This is a genomic window from Streptomyces sp. ActVer (genome assembly GCF_027270795.1).
GTDB lineage: Bacteria > Actinomycetota > Actinomycetes > Streptomycetales > Streptomycetaceae > Streptomyces > Streptomyces umbrinus_A.
Genome location: NZ_JAPWHT010000214.1, coordinates 1 through 16931, shown reverse-complemented (window position 1 = coordinate 16931; position 16931 = coordinate 1). Strand labels below are relative to the sequence as shown.

Genomic DNA, 16931 nt, shown 5'->3' with positions numbered 1-16931 from the left:
TGGCGCGCGGGGCGTGACGCCCTGCACAAGGCACTGTGTTCGGCGCCCAGGGGAGTGCGCTTTCCCTGGTACGGGCCCGTCGAGGCCTCGTTCGCGGGGGCGCGCGGCGTGCGGCTGGGCGGAACGCTCTCGTACGCCGGAAGGGTCGAGCACCGGCCCGTACTCAATGGTGGTGGGCGGGCCGTGGAGGTCGGGGACATCGAGCGGGCGGTACGGCTCTCGCAGCGCGTGGGCCGGCTCGCGCTCGGCGTCAGTGTCGCCGGGCGGCTCCTCGTCAACGGCCTTCGCACGAAGGGGCGTACGTCATGAGCCGGGGAACGAGCGGGGGCACGGGCGGCGGGCTGCTCGTCGCAGGCACCACCTCCGACGCGGGCAAGAGCGTCGTGACCGCCGGGATCTGCCGGTGGCTGGTGCGCCAGGGCGTCAAGGTCGCGCCCTTCAAGGCGCAGAACATGTCGCTCAATTCGTTCGTCACGCGGGAGGGCGCCGAGATCGGGCGGGCGCAGGCCATGCAGGCGCAGGCCGCGCGCGTGGAGCCCACCGCGCTCATGAATCCCGTGCTGCTCAAGCCCGGCAGCGACCGCAGCAGCCAGGTCGTCCTGATGGGCAAACCCGTCGGGGAGATGAGCGCCCGCGGCTATCACGGCGGGCGTCAGGAAAAGCTCCTCGGGACCGTACTGGAGTGCCTCGCCGAGTTGCGGGGCACGTATGACGCGGTGATCTGTGAGGGGGCGGGCAGTCCCGCCGAGATCAATCTGCGGCGGACGGACATCGTGAACATGGGCATCGCGCGCAACGCGCGGCTGCCCGTGCTCGTCGTCGGCGACATCGACCGCGGGGGTGTCTTCGCCTCCTTCTTCGGGACCGTCGCGCTGCTCTCGCCCGAGGACCAGGCGTTCGTCGCCGGGTTCCTCGTCAACAAGTTCCGCGGGGACGTGTCCCTGCTGGAGCCCGGCCTCGACATGCTCGAGAACCTCACCGGACGTCGTACGTACGGGGTTCTGCCCTTCCAGCACGGTCTCGGCATCGACGAGGAGGACGGGCTCCGGGTCTCGCTGAGGGGCTCGGTCCGGGAGTCCGAGGTCTCCTCCCCCGTCGGCGAGGACATCCTGCGGGTCGCCGTCTGCGCGATCCCGTTGATGTCCAACTTCACGGACTTGGACGCGCTGGCCGCCGAACCGGGCGTCGTCGTGCGGTTCGTGGACCGGGCGGAGGAACTCGTCGACGCGGACCTGGTCGTCGTGCCCGGCACCCGGGGCACGGTCAGGGCCCTGGAGTGGCTGCGGGAGCGCGGCCTCGCGGACGCCCTCGCCAGAAGGGCCGCGGAGGGGCGTCCCGTCCTCGGTATCTGCGGCGGCTTCCAGATCCTCGGCGAGCACATCGAGGACGAGGTCGAGTCGCGCGCCGGCCGGGTGGACGGGCTCGGACTCCTTCCCGTGCGCGTACGGTTCGCGCGGGAGAAGACCCTCACCCGGCCCGTCGGCGAGGCGCTCGGCGAGCCCGTCGAGGGGTACGAGATCCACCACGGGGTCGCCCGGGTCACGGGCGGAACCCCCTTCCTCGACGGCTGCCGGGTCGGCGAGGTCTGGGGCACCCACTGGCACGGCTCGCTGGAGTCGGACGGCTTCCGCCGGGCCTTCCTTCGCGAGGTGGCGGCCGCCGCGGGGCGCCGCTTCGTACCGGCCGCCGACACGTCGTTCGGGTCGCTGCGCGAGGAGCAGCTCGACCGGCTCGGCGATCTGATCGAGGAACACGCGGACACGGACGCGCTGTGGCGGCTCATCGAGTCCGGCGCGCCGACAGGACTGCCTTTCATTCCACCGGGAGCGCCCGCATGAGCACAGTGTTGTTGTTGTCGACCGCCGACACGGATCTGCTGGCGGCGCGTGCCGCCGGCGCCGCGTACCGGATCGGCAATCCCACCCGCGTGGATGTCGCGGAGGAGCTTCCCGCGCTGGTCCGGGGCGCGGACGTCGCCGTCGTACGGCTGCTCGGCGGCAAGCGTGCCTGGGAGGACGGGCTCGCCGCGCTCAAGGCGTCCGGCATCCCGACCGTGCTGCTCGGCGGGGAGTCCGTCCCCGACGCGGAGCTGATGGCCGAGTCGTCCGTGCCCGCCGGGGTCGTCGCGGAGGCGCTGCGCTATCTCGTCGAGGGCGGCCCGGAGAACCTGACCGAGCTGGCCCGCTTCCTGTCCGACACCGTGCTGCTGACGGGCGAGGGCTTCGAAGAGCCGCGGAAGATGCCCGAGTTCGGGGTCCACGGCGAGCGCGCGTACGTCGATGGCCGTCCGACCGTGGGCGTGCTCTTCTACCGGGCCCACCAACTGAGCGGCAACACCGCCTTCGTGGACACCCTGTGCGACGCGATCGAGGCCCGGGGCGCCAACGCCCTTGCCGTGTACTGCGGTTCGCTGCGCGACGCCGACGCGGGCCTCTACGAGATCCTCGGCAAGGCCGACGCGCTGGTCACGACGGTCCTCGCCGCCGGTGGCACGCACGCCTCTCAGGCGTCCGCGGGCGGTGACGAGGAGGCCTGGGACATCGGCGCGCTCGCCGACCTCGACGTCCCTGTCCTGCAAGGGCTCTGCCTCACCTCGTCGCGGGCGGCCTGGGCCGGGTCCGACGCCGCCCTCTCCCCCATGGACGCGGCGATGCAGGTCGCGATCCCGGAGTTCGACGGACGCCTCATCACGGTCCCGTTCTCGTTCAAGGAACAGGGACCCGACGACGTTCCGGTGTACGTCGCCGACCCCGAGCGGGCCGCGCGGGTCGCCGGAATCGCCGTGCGCCACGCCCGGTTGAAGCACAAGCCCAACGCGGAGAAGAAGCTCGCGCTCGTCTTCACCGCCTATCCGACCAAGCACTCCAGGGTCGGCAACGCGGTCGGTCTCGACACCCCCGCCTCGGCGGTGCGGGTCCTCGACGCGCTGCGGGACGCCGGGTACGCCCTGACCGAATACCCGGACAACGGCGACGAGTTGATCCACCGGCTCATCGCGGCGGGCGGCCACGACGTCGAGTGGCTGACCGAGGAGCAGCTCGCCTCGGCCCCCGCGCGCGTGCCTCTCGCCGACTACCGGGCCTGGTTCGACAAGCTCGACCCCGACCTGCGCGGCGGGATGCTGGAGGCGTGGGGCGAGCCGCCGGGCAACCTGTACGTGGACGGCGACGACATCGTGCTGGCGTCCCTCCAGTTCGGGAACGTCGTCGTGATGATCCAGCCGCCGCGCGGTTTCGGCGAGAACCCGATCGCGATCTACCACGACCCGGACATGCCGCCGTCGCACCACTACATGGCGGCGTACCGGTGGCTGGAGAACTCGTTCGGCGCCGACGCCGTCGTGCACATGGGCAAGCACGGCACGATGGAATGGCTGCCGGGCAAGGGACTCGGGCTGAGCGGCGGGTGCGCGCCGGACGCCGTCCTCGGTGAACTGCCCCTCGTCTACCCCTTCATCGTCAACGACCCCGGCGAGGGCACCCAGGCGAAGCGCCGCGGCCACGCCACGGTCGTCGACCACCTCGTGCCGCCGATGGCGCGCGCGGACACGTACGGCGATCTGGCGAAGCTGGAGCAACTCCTCGACGAGTACGCGCTCGTGTCCGACCTGGACCCGACGAAGGCCCCGGCCGTGCGGGCCCAGATCTGGACGCTGGTCAAGTCGGCCGAGCTGCACCACGACCTGCATGTGGACGACCAGCCGGACGACGACGCCTTCGACGAGTTCGTCATGCACATCGACGGCTATCTGTGCGAGATCAAGGACGTGCAGATCCGCGACGGCCTGCACATTCTCGGCGGCGGCCCGGAGGCCGAGCCGCGCGTGAACCTCGTACTGGCCGTGCTGCGGGCCTCTCAGGTGTGGGGCGGGGCCGCGAACGCGCTGCCCGGTCTGCGGGCCTGTCTCGCCGAGCACTTCGGCCTGGTCGAGAAGGAGTTGCTGGGCGAGCCCGGCGCTCCGGTGAAGGTGCCGGTCGAGCTGACCGACCTGGTCGCGGGGCCGGCCCGGACGGCGGCCGACGCGATCGACCTCCTCGAACAGCTGTGCCGCCGGTTCGCGGAGGGCATGGAGGAGCGCGCCTGGGAGGTCGCTGCCGTGCCCGCTCTCGTGCGCGAGGTCCTGGGCGGCGCCGAACTGCCAGACGCCGTCGCGGTGTTGGAGTTCGCGTGCCGTGAGGTGGTGCCGCGTCTGGCCCGTACGACGGACGAGATCGACCACATCCTCCTTGCCCTGAACGGCGGTTACGTCCCGGCGGGCCCCTCGGGTTCACCGACCCGCGGACTCGTGAACGTCCTGCCGACCGGCCGCAACTTCTACTCGGTCGACCCCAAGGCGATCCCGTCCAGGCTGAGTTGGGAGGTCGGACAGTCGCTCGCCGACTCGCTCGTGCAGCGGTACCTCCAGGACACCGGTGACTACCCGAAGTCCGTCGGCCTGACGGTCTGGGGCACCTCCGCGATGCGCACCCAGGGCGACGACATCGCCGAGATCCTGGCGCTGCTGGGCTGCCGGCCGGTGTGGGACGACGCCTCGCGGCGCGTCACCGGCTTCGAGGTCGTCGGCCTGGAGGAGCTCGGGCGGCCGCGCATCGACGTCACGGTCCGCATCTCCGGCTTCTTCCGGGACGCCTTCCCGCATGTGGTCGGGCTGATCGACGACGCGGTACGGGCGGTGGCCGACCTGGACGAGCCCGCCGACCGGAACTACGTCCGCGCGCACGCCGACGAGGACACCGCCGAGCACGGCGACCGACGGCGCGCGACGTCCCGCATCTTCGGCTCGAAGCCCGGCGCGTACGGTGCCGGGCTCCTCCCCCTCATCGACGCGCGCAACTGGCGCTCCGACGCCGACCTCGCCGAGGTGTACGCGGTGTGGGGCGGCTACGCGTACGGGCGCGGGCTCGACGGGCGGGCGGCGCGCGGGGACATGGAGACCGCGTTCAAGCGCATCGCCGTCGCCGCCAAGAACGTCGACACCCGCGAGCACGACCTCGTCGACGCGGACGACTACTTCCAGTACCACGGCGGCATGGTCGCCATGGTCAGGCACCTGACGGGCGCGAGCCCCGAGGCGTACGTCGGCGACTCCGCCACCCCCGACCAGGTCAAGACCCGCACCCTCGGCGAGGAGACCCACCGGGTCTTCCGCGCCCGCGTGGTCAACCCGCGCTGGATGGCGGCCATGCGGCGCCACGGCTACAAGGGCGCCTTCGAGATGGCGGCGACCGTCGACTACCTCTTCGGGTACGACGCCACGGCCGGGGTCGTGGACGACTGGATGTACGAGAAGCTCAGCGCGGAGTACGTCTTCGACGCGGAGAACCGGGACTTCATGAAGAAGTCCAACCCCTGGGCCCTGCGCGGCATCACGGAACGGCTCCTGGAGGCGGCGGACCGCGGGCTGTGGGCCGAGCCGGACGCGGAGACGCTGGAGCGGCTGCGCGCCACGTATCTGGAGCTCGAAGGCGACTTGGAGGGCGACGACCAGTGAGTACCCCCTTTCCGTTCACGGCTGTCGTCGGGCAGGACGACCTGCGGCTCGCACTGCTCCTGAACGCCGTGTCACCGGCGGTCGGCGGTGTGCTCGTCCGCGGCGAGAAGGGCACCGCCAAGTCGACGGCCGTGCGCGCTCTTTCGGCGCTCATGCCCGAGGTGGACGTCGTCGCCGGCTGCCGGTTCTCGTGCGCGCCCGCCGCCCCCGACCCGGCGTGCCCGGACGGGCCGCACGAGGTGGGTGCGGGGGTCCAACGGCCTGCGCGCATGGTCGAGTTGCCGGTCGGCGCCTCCGAGGACCGGCTCGTCGGCGCGCTGGACATCGAGCGGGCGCTGGCCGAGGGCGTGAAGGCCTTCGAGCCCGGGCTGCTGGCCGACGCGCACCGCGGAATCCTGTACGTGGACGAGGTCAACCTCCTCCACGACCACCTGGTCGACCTGCTGTTGGACGCGGCGGCGATGGGTGCCTCGTACGTGGAGCGCGAGGGTGTCTCCGTACGGCATGCCGCGCGGTTCCTGCTGGTGGGGACCATGAACCCCGAAGAGGGCGAGCTACGGCCTCAGTTGCTCGACCGGTTCGGGCTGACGGTCGAGGTGGCCGCCTCGCGCGAGCCCGATCAGCGGGTCGAGGTCGTGCGGCGGCGGCTCGCGTACGACGACGATCCGGACGGCTTCGCGGCGCGCTGGTCCGACGAGGAGACGTCGGTAAGGGCGCGGATCGTGGCCGCGCGGAAGCTGTTGCCGTCGGTCGTGCTCGGCGACGGGGCGCTGCGGCAGATCGCGGCGACCTGTGCGGCCTTCGAGGTGGACGGCATGCGGGCCGACATCGTGATGGCCCGGACCGCCACCACGCTGGCCGCGTGGGCCGGGCGCACGGAGGTGCTCGCCGAGGACGTACGGCAGGCCGCGCTGCTCGCGCTGCCGCACCGGCGGCGGCGCAATCCCTTCGACGCGCCGGGCCTCGACGAGGACAAGCTCGACGAGACGCTGGAGGAGTTCGGGAGCGGGGAGGGTTCCGGCGGTTCGAACGACTCCGGCGACGAGGATCCGGATCCGGACGGGCCCGACGGGGGTGGCGGGCAGCCGCCTCAGGAAGGGCCCGACAGCGGCGACGACGGCAGCGGCGAGAGCTCCGGCGAGGTGCCCGCGCAGGGCGAGCCTTCCGAGAGCGGGCAGGCGCCGTCGCCGGGCGCGGGCGAGCAGGCTCCCGTACGGGCCGCCGAACCCTTCCGTACGAAGGTGCTGAGCGTGCCGGGTCTCGGCGAGGGCGCTGCCGGTCGGCGGTCGCGGGCGCGGACCGAGCACGGGCGGACCACCGGGGCGCGCCGCCCCCAAGGAGCCCTCACCAAGCTGCACTTGGCGGCCACCGTGCAGGCCGCGGCCCCGCATCAGCGGGCGCGCGGCCGGTCGGGGCCGGGTCTCGTGGTCCGGCGCGACGATCTGCGGCAGGCGACGCGGGAGGGGCGCGAGGGGAACCTCGTGCTGTTCGTCGTGGACGCCTCCGGCTCGATGGCGGCCCGGCAGCGGATGAGCGCGGTCAAGGGGGCGGTGCTGTCGCTGCTCCTCGACGCCTATCAGCGGCGGGACAAGGTGGGGCTCGTGACCTTCCGCGGGTCGACGGGCGAGGTCGCGCTGCCGCCCACCTCTTCGGTGGACGCGGCCGCGGTACGGCTGGAGTCGCTGCCCACGGGTGGGCGTACGCCGCTCGCCGCCGGGTTGCTGCGGGCGCACGACGTGTTGCGGGTGGAGCGGTTGCGGGATCCGGCCCGGCGGGCGTTGGTGGTCCTGGTGACGGACGGGAGGGCGACGGGCGGGCCCGAGCCGGTGGCGCTCGCGGGACGGGCCGCTCGGCTGTTCGCCGCCGACGGGGTCGCGTCCGTGGTCGTCGACTGCGAGTCCGGGCCCGTACGGCTCGGGCTCGCGGGGCAGCTCGCGGGTGAACTCGGCGGTACGGCCGTGACGTTGGACGAGCTGCGGGCCGACTCGATCGCCGGGCTCGTCAGGGATGTTCAGGGCAACAGCAGGAGGGCCGCGTAATGCCGCAGGGACAGCCGAGTGTGGTGCCCGACGACGGACTGACGACTCGTCAGCGGCGGAACCGGCCGCTCGTGGTCGTGCACACCGGGATCGGGAAGGGCAAGTCCACCGCCGCCTTCGGGCTCGCGCTGCGCGCCTGGAATCAGGGCTGGCCCATCGGGGTCTTCCAGTTCGTCAAGTCCGCGAAGTGGAAGGTCGGCGAGGAGAACGCGCTCCGGGTGCTGGGGGCATCCGGCGAGGGCGGCCCCGTCGACTGGCACAAGATGGGCGAGGGCTGGTCGTGGGTGCAGCGCGACTCCCAGATGGACAACGAGGAGAAGGCCCGCGAGGGCTGGGAGCAGGTCAAGCGCGACCTCGCCGCCGAGACGTACAAGCTGTACGTGCTCGACGAGTTCGCCTATCCCATGCACTGGGGGTGGGTCGATGTCGACGAGGTCGTCTCCGTGCTGCGGGACCGGCCCGGGACCCAGCATGTCGTGATCACCGGGCGCAACGCTCCCGAGAAGCTCGTCGAACTCGCCGACCTCGTGACGGACATGTCCAAGGTCAAGCACCCCATGGACGCCGGTCAGAAGGGTCAGAGGGGCATCGAGTGGTGAGTGATTCCGTCCCTCGGCTGGTCATTGCCGCGCCCTCCTCGGGCAGCGGCAAGACCACCGTCGCCACGGGGTTGATGGCCGCGTTCGCCTCGCGGGGGCTTGCCGTGTCCCCGCACAAGGTGGGGCCCGACTACATCGATCCCGGGTATCACGCGCTCGCCACCGGGCGGGTGGGGCGGAATCTCGACGCGTACCTGTGCGGGGCGGAGTTGGTCGCGCCGCTGTTCGCCCATGGGGCGCGGGGGTGTGATCTCGCTGTCGTCGAAGGCGTGATGGGGCTGTTCGACGGGGCCGCGGGGGAAGGGGAGCTCGCCTCCACCGCTCATGTGGCGAAGTTGCTGCGGGCTCCTGTGGTGCTGGTCGTGGACGCCTCTTCTCAGTCGCGGTCCGTGGCCGCGCTGGTGCATGGGTTCGCCTCCTGGGATCCGGAGGTGCGGATCGGTGGGGTGATCCTGAACAAGGTGGGGTCCGAGCGGCATGAGGGGATGCTGCGGGAGGCGTTGGACGAGTCCGGGGTGCCTGTGCTGGGTGTCCTGCGGCGGGTTGAGCAGGTGGGGACGCCTTCTCGGCACCTGGGGCTGGTGCCGGTCGCCGAGCGGCGGGCTGAAGCGGTGGGGGCTGTTGCCGCGATGGCTGCGCAGGTGCGGGCGGGGTGTGATCTGGATGCGTTGTTCGCGTTGGCGCGGGGGGCCGGGGTGTTGCCTGGTGACACGTGGGATGCGGCTGAGGCCGTGGCTTTCTCGCCCCCGCCGCCCCTTCCCGTTCCCGTCCCTGGGGGCGCTGCCCCCAGACCCCCGGATCGGCCTGAACGGCCTCGTCCTCGAACGCCGGACAGGCTGAAAGAGCCCGGGACGGCCTCGAAGGAACCGCAAGCAGGGCCTCCAGGCGCGCCACGCATTGCCGTTGCCGGTGGGGCCGCCTTCACGTTCTCGTACGCCGAGCATGCCGAGTTGCTTGCCGCCGCCGGAGCTGAAGTCGTCGTCTTTGATCCGCTTCGGGATGAGGAACTGCCCGAAGGGACGCGGGGGTTGGTCATCGGGGGTGGGTTTCCCGAGGTGTACGCGCCTGAGTTGTCCGCCAATGAGCCTCTCCGTAAGGCCGTTGCCTCGCTCGCCGAGCGTGGGGCGCCGGTCGCGGCCGAGTGTGCGGGGCTGCTGTATCTCTCGCGTGAGCTCGAGGGTCTGCCGATGTGCGGGGTGATCGACGCGAAGGCGCGGATGGACGAGCGGCTGACGCTGGGGTATCGGGATGCCGTCGCCGTGTCCGACAGTGTGCTGGCCGAGGCCGGCAGCCGGATGCGCGGGCACGAGTTTCACCGGACCGTCGTGGAGCCCGGGGCGGGGGTCGCTCCGGCCTGGGGCGTGCGCGTTCCGGTGCGGCGGGTCGAAGGTTTCGTACAGCAGGGCGTGCATGCGAGTTATCTGCACACGCACTGGGCGTCGGCGCCCGGTGTCGCCCGTCGGTTCGTGGAGAGGTGTGTCGGGTCATGGGCAACAGCAGGCTGATCGGGGTCGGGGTCGGGCCCGGGGATCCCGAGCTCGTGACCGTCAAGGGGGTCAACTGCCTTCGGGCGGCGGACGTCGTCGTCGTGCCCGTCATGGACACGGGCGAGCGCGGGCGCGCCGAGGCCACCGTGCTGCACTACGTGCCCGAGGAGAAGGTCGTACGCGTCGTCTTCGCGCTCAACGAGCGGTCCGACCGGGGGCGCCGCGAGGCCGCCTGGGACGCCGCCGGGGAGCGGGTGGCCGGGCTGCTGCGTACGCACGGGATCGTGGCGTTCGCGACCATCGGGGATCCGAACGTGTACTCCACGTTCACCTATCTCGCGCAGACCATCGGGGACGTCGTACCGGGGACCGTCGTCGAGACCGTGCCCGGTATCACCGCCATGCAGGATCTCGCCGCCCGGTCCGGGGCCGTGCTGACCGAGGGCACCGAGCCGCTGACGCTCGTGCCCGTCACCGCCGGGGCCGGTGCGCTCAAGGACGCGCTCAACGGGCCCGGGACCGTCGTCGCCTACAAGTTCGGGCGGCAGGCGCAGGAGGTCGCCGCGGCGCTGCGGGAGACCGGGCGGCTCGACGACGCCGTGTGGGGGTCGGCGTTGGGGCTGCCGGAGGAGTCCATCCGGCCCGCGGCCGAACTGGACGGCGCTCCGCTGCCCTACCTCTCGACGCTCATCGCGCCCGCACCGCGCGACGGCGGACGCGGCGGCAAGCTGTGACTCCCGTCAGAACAGTGACTCCGGTCGGAGAGCGCCACCCGCGCGCCTCACTCCGCGATGCCCACCACCAGCCAGATGAAGGACGCCCCCGCGATCGTGCACAGCAGCGTGGAGCGGGCCGGGTGTTCGTGGTGGGCCTCGGGGAGGATCTCGGCCGCGGCGAGATAGAGCACCGCGCCGCCGAAGAAGCCGAGATAGCCGCCGAGCAGATGCTCGGGGATGGTGAAGAGGAGCGTCGAGGCGGCGCCCACGACCGGGGCCGCCGCGTCCGCGAACAGCATCGCGACCGCCTTGCGGCGGGCGTTCCCGTACAGGGTCGTGATCGTGTACGTGTTGAAGCCGTCCGCGAAGTCGTGGGCGATCACGGCGACGGCCACGGCCGCTCCCATGCCGCCGCCGACCTGGAAGGCCGCGCCGATCGCCACGCCGTCCATGGCGCTGTGGCCGACCATCGCGGCGGCGGCCGTCAGGCCCACCTCGGGCGCGCGGCCGTTGTGTTCCTCCCCGCCGTGTGCCGCCTGTCGTACGGCCAGCAGGCGTTCCACCAGGTGGGCCAGCAGGAAGCCCGCCACGAAGAGCAGCAGCGCGGCCGGTACGCCGAAGATCTCGTCGCCCGCCGCGTCAAGCGCCTCCGGCAGCAGGTCCAGGCCGACGACGCCCAGCATCAGACCGCCTGCCAGACCGAGTACGAGGTGGCGGCGGTCGGTGACGCGTTGCGCCGTCCAGCCGCCGGCCAGCGTCATGAGGAACGCGCCGAGCGCGACGAACACCGCCATACGCCCTTGCTATCCGATCGACCCGTGTTCACGCACGTCCGCCGCACGTTCGAGTCTTCACGGCTTCCGGAATCCGTGCGCTGATGTCCGGAAGCACCCGTGAGAACCGCAGTATTCGTAGGAGAGGACCCCATCCCATGGCCGATGCCCCCAACGGCAAGGTGACCTTCGTCGGGGCCGGGCCCGGTGCCGCCGACCTGTTGACGTTCCGTGCCGCGCGCGCCATCGCCGAGGCCGACGTCGTGATCTGGGCGGCCAGCCTGGTGCAGGCCGAGGTTCTCGAACACGCGCGCGCGGGGGCGGAGATCCTGGACTCGGCGACGATGTCGCTGGAGGACGTCGTCGCCGTCTACGAGCGGGCCGCCGGGGCCGGGCTGAAGGTCGCCCGGATCCACTCCGGCGACCCCGCGCTCTGGGGCGGTACGCAGGAGCAGGTCGACCGGTGCGCGGAGATCGGCATCGAGACCGAGATCGTGCCCGGCGTCTCCTCCTTCTCCGCCGTCGCCGCACTCGCCCAGCGGGAGCTGACCATCCCCGAGGTCGCGCAGTCCGTGATCCTCACCCGGCTAGGCGGCGGCAAGACGCCCATGCCGCCCGGGGAGGAAGTACGGGAGTTCGCGCGGCACGGGACGACGATGGCGCTGTTCCTGTCGGCCGCCCGCAGCGGGCAGCTCGTACGGGAGCTGCTGGAGGGCGGCTATCCCACGTCGACGCCCGTCGTGGTCGCGTACCAGGCGACCTGGCCGGAGGAGCTGATCGTGAAGTGCACGATCGGCACGCTGGAGGAGACCGTCAAGGAGCACAAGCTCTGGAAGCACACGCTGTTCCTGGTCGGCCCGGCCCTCGACGCGCACGGCACGCGCTCGCACCTCTACCACCCCGGCCACTTCCACGGCTTCCGCAAGGCCGACCCGGAGGCCCGCAGGGCGCTGCGGACGCAGGGCGCGCGGGATGCGCAGGGTGCACGAGGTGCGCAGGGCGCCACGCCGTGATCACCGTCGTCGGTACGGGCACGGGGGCGCCCCTTCCTCCGGACGCCGGGGCCGCGTTGGCCGGGGCGGGGCTCGTCGTGGGCGGCCGGCGGCATCTGGCGGCCGCGACGTCGATGCCGGACACGGCCGAGCGGGTCGTCCTGGGTCCGCTCGCGCCCGCCCTCGACACGATCGAGCAGTTCCTGGAGAAGCCCGCTGGCCAGGGGCGGGTCGTCGTGCTGGCCTCGGGGGACCCCGGGTTCTTCGGGATCGTCCGGGCCCTCGCCGAGCGTTTCGGGGCCGAGCGGCTGGAGGTCCACCCGGGGGTGTCGTCCGTCGCCACCGCCTTCGCGCGGATCGGGCTGACCTGGGACGACGCGGTGGTCGTGAGCGCGCACGGGCGCGATCTGCGGACCGCCGTGAATGTCTGCCGGGCGCATCCCAAGGTGGCGGTACTGACCGGCCCTGGGTCCGGACCCGCGGAACTCGGGGCCGCGCTGCGGTCCAGCGGGCGGGTGTTGGTGGTGGCTTCGGCGCTGGGGGCGGGTGCTGTTTCGGGTTCGGGGGCCGCGTCGGACGCCGGCGCGACCTCGGGCTCGGGCGCGGCTTCCGCCTCGAACGCGGGCGCCACCTCGGGCTCGGGCACTGGCTCGGGTACCGGCACCGGCTCCGCCCCGGACTCGGGCTCGGGCTCGCAGTCCGGGGAGCGGGTCGAGCGGGTCACGCCCGCCGAGGCCGCCGCCCGGGACTGGGGGCCGGCGGTGAACGTCGTGCTGTGTCTCGACGAGTCACGAGTCCTCTCCCCCGTGCGCACGATCGCCGGGCCGCCCTCCGGGCCCGCCCAATGGGCCCTGGAAGAGGGCGAGTTCACCCACCGCGACTCCATGATCACCAAGTTCGAGGTGCGGGCGCTGGCGCTGGCCCGGCTCGGACCGCGGCTCGGTGAGCATGTGTGGGACATCGGCGCGGGCTCCGGCTCGGTCGCCGTGGAGTGCGCACGGCTCGGGGCCGCCGTGACCGCGGTGGAGAAGACCCTGGACGGTGTGGAGCGGGTACGCGCCAACGCCGCCGCGCACGGGGTCGACGTGACCGCCGTGCACGGCGCCGCGCCGACCGTGCTGTCCGACCTGCCCGACCCCGACGCCGTGTTCGTCGGCGGGGGCGGCCAGGAACTGCCCGCCATCGTGACCGCCTGTGCCCGGCGGGCGCGGCGGTCGGTCGTCGTGGCGATGGCCGCCCTCGACCGGGTTCCGGCGGTCCGGGACGCGCTCGTCGCGGCCGGGCTCGACTGTGACGGCGTACTGCTGCAGTCGTCCCGGCTGGCGCCGCTGCCGGGGGACGTCACCCGGCTCGCGGCGACCAACCCCGTTTTCCTGCTGTGGGGCGTCCGGCCTCCGGTACGTAGTGAAGGAGTCGCTCAGTGATCGGCCTGATTTCCGCGACGGCCGCCGGTTCGGCGGGCTGTCGGCGGGTGGCCTCGGCCTGGCCGGGCCGTACCCGCGTGTACGAGGGCCCCGTGGGGGACGCCGTGCGGCGGGCCTTCGCGGAGTGTGAGCAGCTCGTGTGCTTCCTCGCCACGGGGGCCGTGGTGCGGCTCGTCGCGCCGCTCCTCATCGACAAGGCGTCCGATCCGGGGATCGTGTGCGTCGACGAGGGCGGCCGGTTCGCGGTGTCCCTGGTCGGGGGCCACGGCGGCGGAGCCAATGAACTCGCCCGCGAGGTGGGCGAGTTGCTGGGTGCCGAACCCGTCGTGACGACGGCGACCGACTCCGTCGGAGTGCCGGGGCTCGACACGCTCGGCCTGCCGGTCGAAGGGGATGTCGCCGGGGTGTCCCGGGCCATGCTGGACGGGGAACCGGTCGCGCTGAACGCCGAGTTGGCCTGGCCGCTGCCGCCGCTGCGGGTCGCCGAGACCGGGGCCTACTCAATTCGTGTCAGCGACAGGGCTGTTGAGCCCGCCGAGCGCGAGGTCGTGCTCCGGCCGCCCTCCCTCGTCGTCGGCGTCGGCGCCTCCAAGGGTGCCCCCGTCGACGAGGTGCTCGGGCCCATCGAGGACGCCCTGCGGGACGCCGGTCTTTCGGTGAAGTCCGTCGCCGAGCTCGCCACCGTCGACGCCAAGGCCGAGGAGCCCGGCATTCTCGGCGCGGCCGAGCGGCTCGGGGTGCCCGTGGTGACGTACGGCGCCGAGGAGTTGGCGGCGGTCGACGTGCCGAACCCCTCGGACGCGCCCCTCGCCGCGGTCGGCACCCCGTCGGTGGCGGAGGCCGCGGCCCTGTTGCGCGGCGGCGAACTCCTCGTCCCCAAGCGCAAGTCGGCCGCGAGTCCCGCGATGGCGACCTGCGCGCTCGTACGCAGGCCCGCGCGCGGGCGGCTCGCGGTGGTCGGCCTCGGTCCCGGCGCCCGGGACCTGCTGACGCCCCGCGCGAAGCACGAGTTGCGCCGCGCCTCCGTACTCGTCGGGCTCGACCAGTACGTCGACCAGATCCGCGACCTGCTCCTGCCGGGCACCCGGATCCTGGAGTCGGGGCTCGGGGCCGAGGAGGAGCGCGCCAGGACCGCCGTGGCCGAGGCCCGGCTCGGGCAGGCGGTCGCGCTGATCGGCAGCGGTGACGCGGGCGTGTACGCGATGGCGTCGCCCGCGCTCGCGGAGGCGTCCGACGACATCGACGTGGTCGGGGTGCCGGGGGTGACCGCCGCGCTCGCGGCCGGGGCGATCCTGGGCGCGCCGCTGGGCCACGACCATGTGTCGATCAGCCTCTCCGACCTGCACACACCGTGGGAGGTCATCGAGCGCCGGGTGCGCGCGGCGGCCGAGGCCGACCTGGTCGTCACCTTCTACAACCCGCGCAGCCGGGGCCGCGACTGGCAGCTCCCGAAAGCGCTCACGATCCTCGCCGGGCACCGGAAGCCGACGACGCCCGTGGGAGTCGTACGCAACGCCTCACGGCCGGACGAATCCAGCCGTGTCACCACCCTCGCGGGACTCGACCCGGCGACGGTGGACATGATGACGGTGGTGACCGTGGGCAACACGGCGACCCGGCAGATCGCGGGGCGCATGGTGACGCCCCGCGGTTACCGCTGGCAGGAGGAGCCCAAGTGAGCGCAGTGAGCCGGGTGTTCCCGGAGAGCGGGATCGCGGACCCCGAGACCCGCGTCACGGACCCCGAAGCCCGGGTCGTCCACCCCATCGAGCAGGAGTCCTTCCGGCGGCTGCGAGCCCGCCTGGACACCTCGCACTTCCCGCCGCTGACCCGTGCCGTCGTGGAGCGGGTGATCCACTCCGCCGCCGATCTCGACTACGCGACCGACCTGGTGACCGACGAGGGCGCGCTTGAGGAGGCTCACCGGGCGCTGCACGACGGGGCGTCCGTCGTCGTGGACGTGGAGATGGTCGCGGCGGGCATCACCCGGCGCGACACCGTCTGCCGTCTCAAGGACGCCGTGTCCGGTCCGGGGCTGACCCGCTCGGCCCATGCGATCCGGCTCGCGTACGAGCAGGTCGGGCCCGGCGCGCTCTGGGTGATCGGCTGCGCTCCGACCGCGCTGGAGGAGCTCCTCACCCTGGACGCCGCCCCGGCGCTCGTCATCGGGCTGCCCGTCGGCTTCGTCGGCGCGGCCGAGTCCAAGGCCGCGCTGCGCGAGAGCGGGCTGCCCGCCGTGAGCAACGTGTCCGAGAAGGGCGGCTCGGCGGTCGCCGCGGCCGCGCTCAACGCCCTGCTGTACCACCCCGTTTCCCATCCCGAGTCCCACTCCGTGTCCGATCCCGAGTTCCCCTCTGTGGCCCAGGCCGAGTCCCGGGCCGGTTCCCCGTCCAAGTCCAAGGAGAAATCGTGACCACCCCCGCCCCCGCCCTGCTCATCGCCGGACACGGCACCCGGGACGACGCGGGTGCCGAGGCCTTCCGCGACTTCGTACGGGAACTGGGCCGCCGCAACCCCGGACTGCCCGTCGCGGGCGGCTTCATCGAGCTCTCCCCGCCGCCGCTGGGCGATGCCGTGACCGAACTGGTCGAGCAGGGCGTGCGCCGGTTCGCGGCCGTCCCGCTGATGCTGGTGTCCGCCGGGCACGCCAAGGGCGACATCCCGGCCGCGCTGACCCGCGAGAAGGAGCGGCACCCCGGGATCTCGTACACGTACGGGCGTCCGCTGGGCCCGCACCCGGCGTTGCTCACGGTGCTGGCGCGGCGGCTCGACGAGGCGCTCGGCGGTTCGGCGCGGACCCCCGCGGACCGTGCCGAGGTGACCGTCCTGCTCGTCGGGCGCGGCTCGACCGACCCGGACGCCAACGCCGAAGTGCACAAGGCGGCGCGGCTGTTGTGGGAGGGGCGGGGTTACGCGGGCGTGGAGACGGCGTTCGTGTCGCTGGCCGCGCCGGACGTGCCGTCGGGCCTGGACCGCTGTGTGAAGCTGGGCGCGCGCCGGATCGTGGTGCTTCCCTACTTCCTGTTCACGGGTATCCTCCCGGACCGGGTGCGGCAGCAGACCGAGGGGTGGGCGGCCGCGCATCCGGAGGTCGACGTGGTCTCCGCCGATGTCATCGGGCCGGAGCCGGAGCTGCTCGACCTGGTCATGGAGCGCTACCGGGAGGCGGTCAAGGGTGATCTGCGGATGAACTGCGACTCGTGCGTGTACCGCATCGCGCTGCCCGGGTTCGAGGACAAGGTGGGGCTCCCCCAGCAGCCGCACTTCCACCCGGACGACGACGATCACCACCACGACGGGCACCACCACGGGCATCACCACCACGACGGCCAGGCTGTCCAGGACGTTGATCACGGACTTGATCTTCGTGCCCTTGGGCTTGTTCAGCAGGAAGTGGTCGAAGTAGTCGA

Annotated in this window: 13 protein-coding genes; 12 read left to right on the top strand and 1 reads right to left on the bottom strand. The window is 72.7% G+C overall.

Going from position 1 to position 16931, the window contains the following annotated elements; translation table 11 throughout:
* The 7 genes from O3Q52_RS29945 to cobI form a co-directional block, all read left to right on the top strand.
* The coding region (locus O3Q52_RS29945) for a cobalamin biosynthesis protein (protein WP_332112957.1) at positions 1–309 on the top strand (309 nt) is incomplete at its 5' end.
* Positions 306–1838, top strand: a complete 1533-nt coding sequence (locus tag O3Q52_RS29940; protein WP_269651816.1) for a cobyric acid synthase — start codon at positions 306–308, stop codon at positions 1836–1838. The genes O3Q52_RS29945 and O3Q52_RS29940, both read left to right, overlap by 4 nt.
* A complete protein-coding gene (gene cobN / locus O3Q52_RS29935; RefSeq protein ID WP_269651815.1) occupies positions 1835–5491 on the top strand; it encodes a cobaltochelatase subunit CobN in 3657 nt (1218 codons plus the stop codon). Before O3Q52_RS29940 ends, cobN begins: the two co-directional genes overlap by 4 nt.
* Positions 5488–7530, top strand: a complete 2043-nt coding sequence (locus tag O3Q52_RS29930) for a putative cobaltochelatase (RefSeq protein WP_269651814.1) — start codon at positions 5488–5490, stop codon at positions 7528–7530. Before cobN ends, O3Q52_RS29930 begins: the two co-directional genes overlap by 4 nt.
* Positions 7530–8129: a cob(I)yrinic acid a,c-diamide adenosyltransferase gene (gene cobO, locus O3Q52_RS29925; protein WP_269651813.1), complete on the top strand. Its 600-nt coding sequence runs from the start codon at positions 7530–7532 to the stop codon at positions 8127–8129. Before O3Q52_RS29930 ends, cobO begins: the two co-directional genes overlap by 1 nt.
* Positions 8126–9634, top strand: coding sequence for a cobyrinate a,c-diamide synthase (locus tag O3Q52_RS29920; protein WP_269651812.1), 1509 nt, complete (start codon positions 8126–8128; stop codon positions 9632–9634). Before cobO ends, O3Q52_RS29920 begins: the two co-directional genes overlap by 4 nt.
* Positions 9604–10350, top strand: coding sequence for a precorrin-2 C(20)-methyltransferase (cobI, locus tag O3Q52_RS29915; protein WP_269651811.1), 747 nt, complete (start codon positions 9604–9606; stop codon positions 10348–10350). Before O3Q52_RS29920 ends, cobI begins: the two co-directional genes overlap by 31 nt.
* 47 nt (positions 10351–10397) lie before the next feature.
* Here the strand turns inward: cobI and O3Q52_RS29910 are convergent, their stop codons facing one another.
* On the bottom strand, positions 10398–11126 hold the full coding sequence (locus tag O3Q52_RS29910; RefSeq protein ID WP_269651810.1) for a ZIP family metal transporter: 729 nt from the start codon (positions 11124–11126) through the stop codon (positions 10398–10400).
* A 137-nt stretch (positions 11127–11263) separates the two neighbouring features.
* On the opposite strand from O3Q52_RS29910, the gene cobM reads away from it, so the two are divergent.
* From cobM to O3Q52_RS29885, 5 genes are all read left to right on the top strand, one after another.
* Positions 11264–12118, top strand: coding sequence for a precorrin-4 C(11)-methyltransferase (gene cobM / locus O3Q52_RS29905; RefSeq protein WP_269651809.1), 855 nt, complete (start codon positions 11264–11266; stop codon positions 12116–12118).
* The gene (cbiE, locus tag O3Q52_RS29900; protein ID WP_269651808.1) at positions 12115–13521 is read left to right on the top strand and encodes a precorrin-6y C5,15-methyltransferase (decarboxylating) subunit CbiE; all 1407 of its coding nucleotides are present in this window, start codon (positions 12115–12117) and stop codon (positions 13519–13521) included. Before cobM ends, cbiE begins: the two co-directional genes overlap by 4 nt.
* Entirely contained in the window at positions 13518–15200 is a 1683-nt protein-coding gene (gene cobJ / locus O3Q52_RS29895) for a precorrin-3B C(17)-methyltransferase (protein WP_269651807.1), read from the top strand. The genes cbiE and cobJ overlap by 4 nt, the downstream gene beginning before the upstream one ends.
* A 32-nt stretch (positions 15201–15232) precedes the next feature.
* Entirely contained in the window at positions 15233–15934 is a 702-nt protein-coding gene (locus O3Q52_RS29890; RefSeq protein ID WP_269651817.1) for a precorrin-8X methylmutase, read from the top strand.
* On the top strand, positions 15931–16931 hold a 1001-nt coding region (locus tag O3Q52_RS29885), incomplete at its 3' end, for a sirohydrochlorin chelatase (RefSeq protein WP_269651806.1). The genes O3Q52_RS29890 and O3Q52_RS29885, both read left to right, overlap by 4 nt.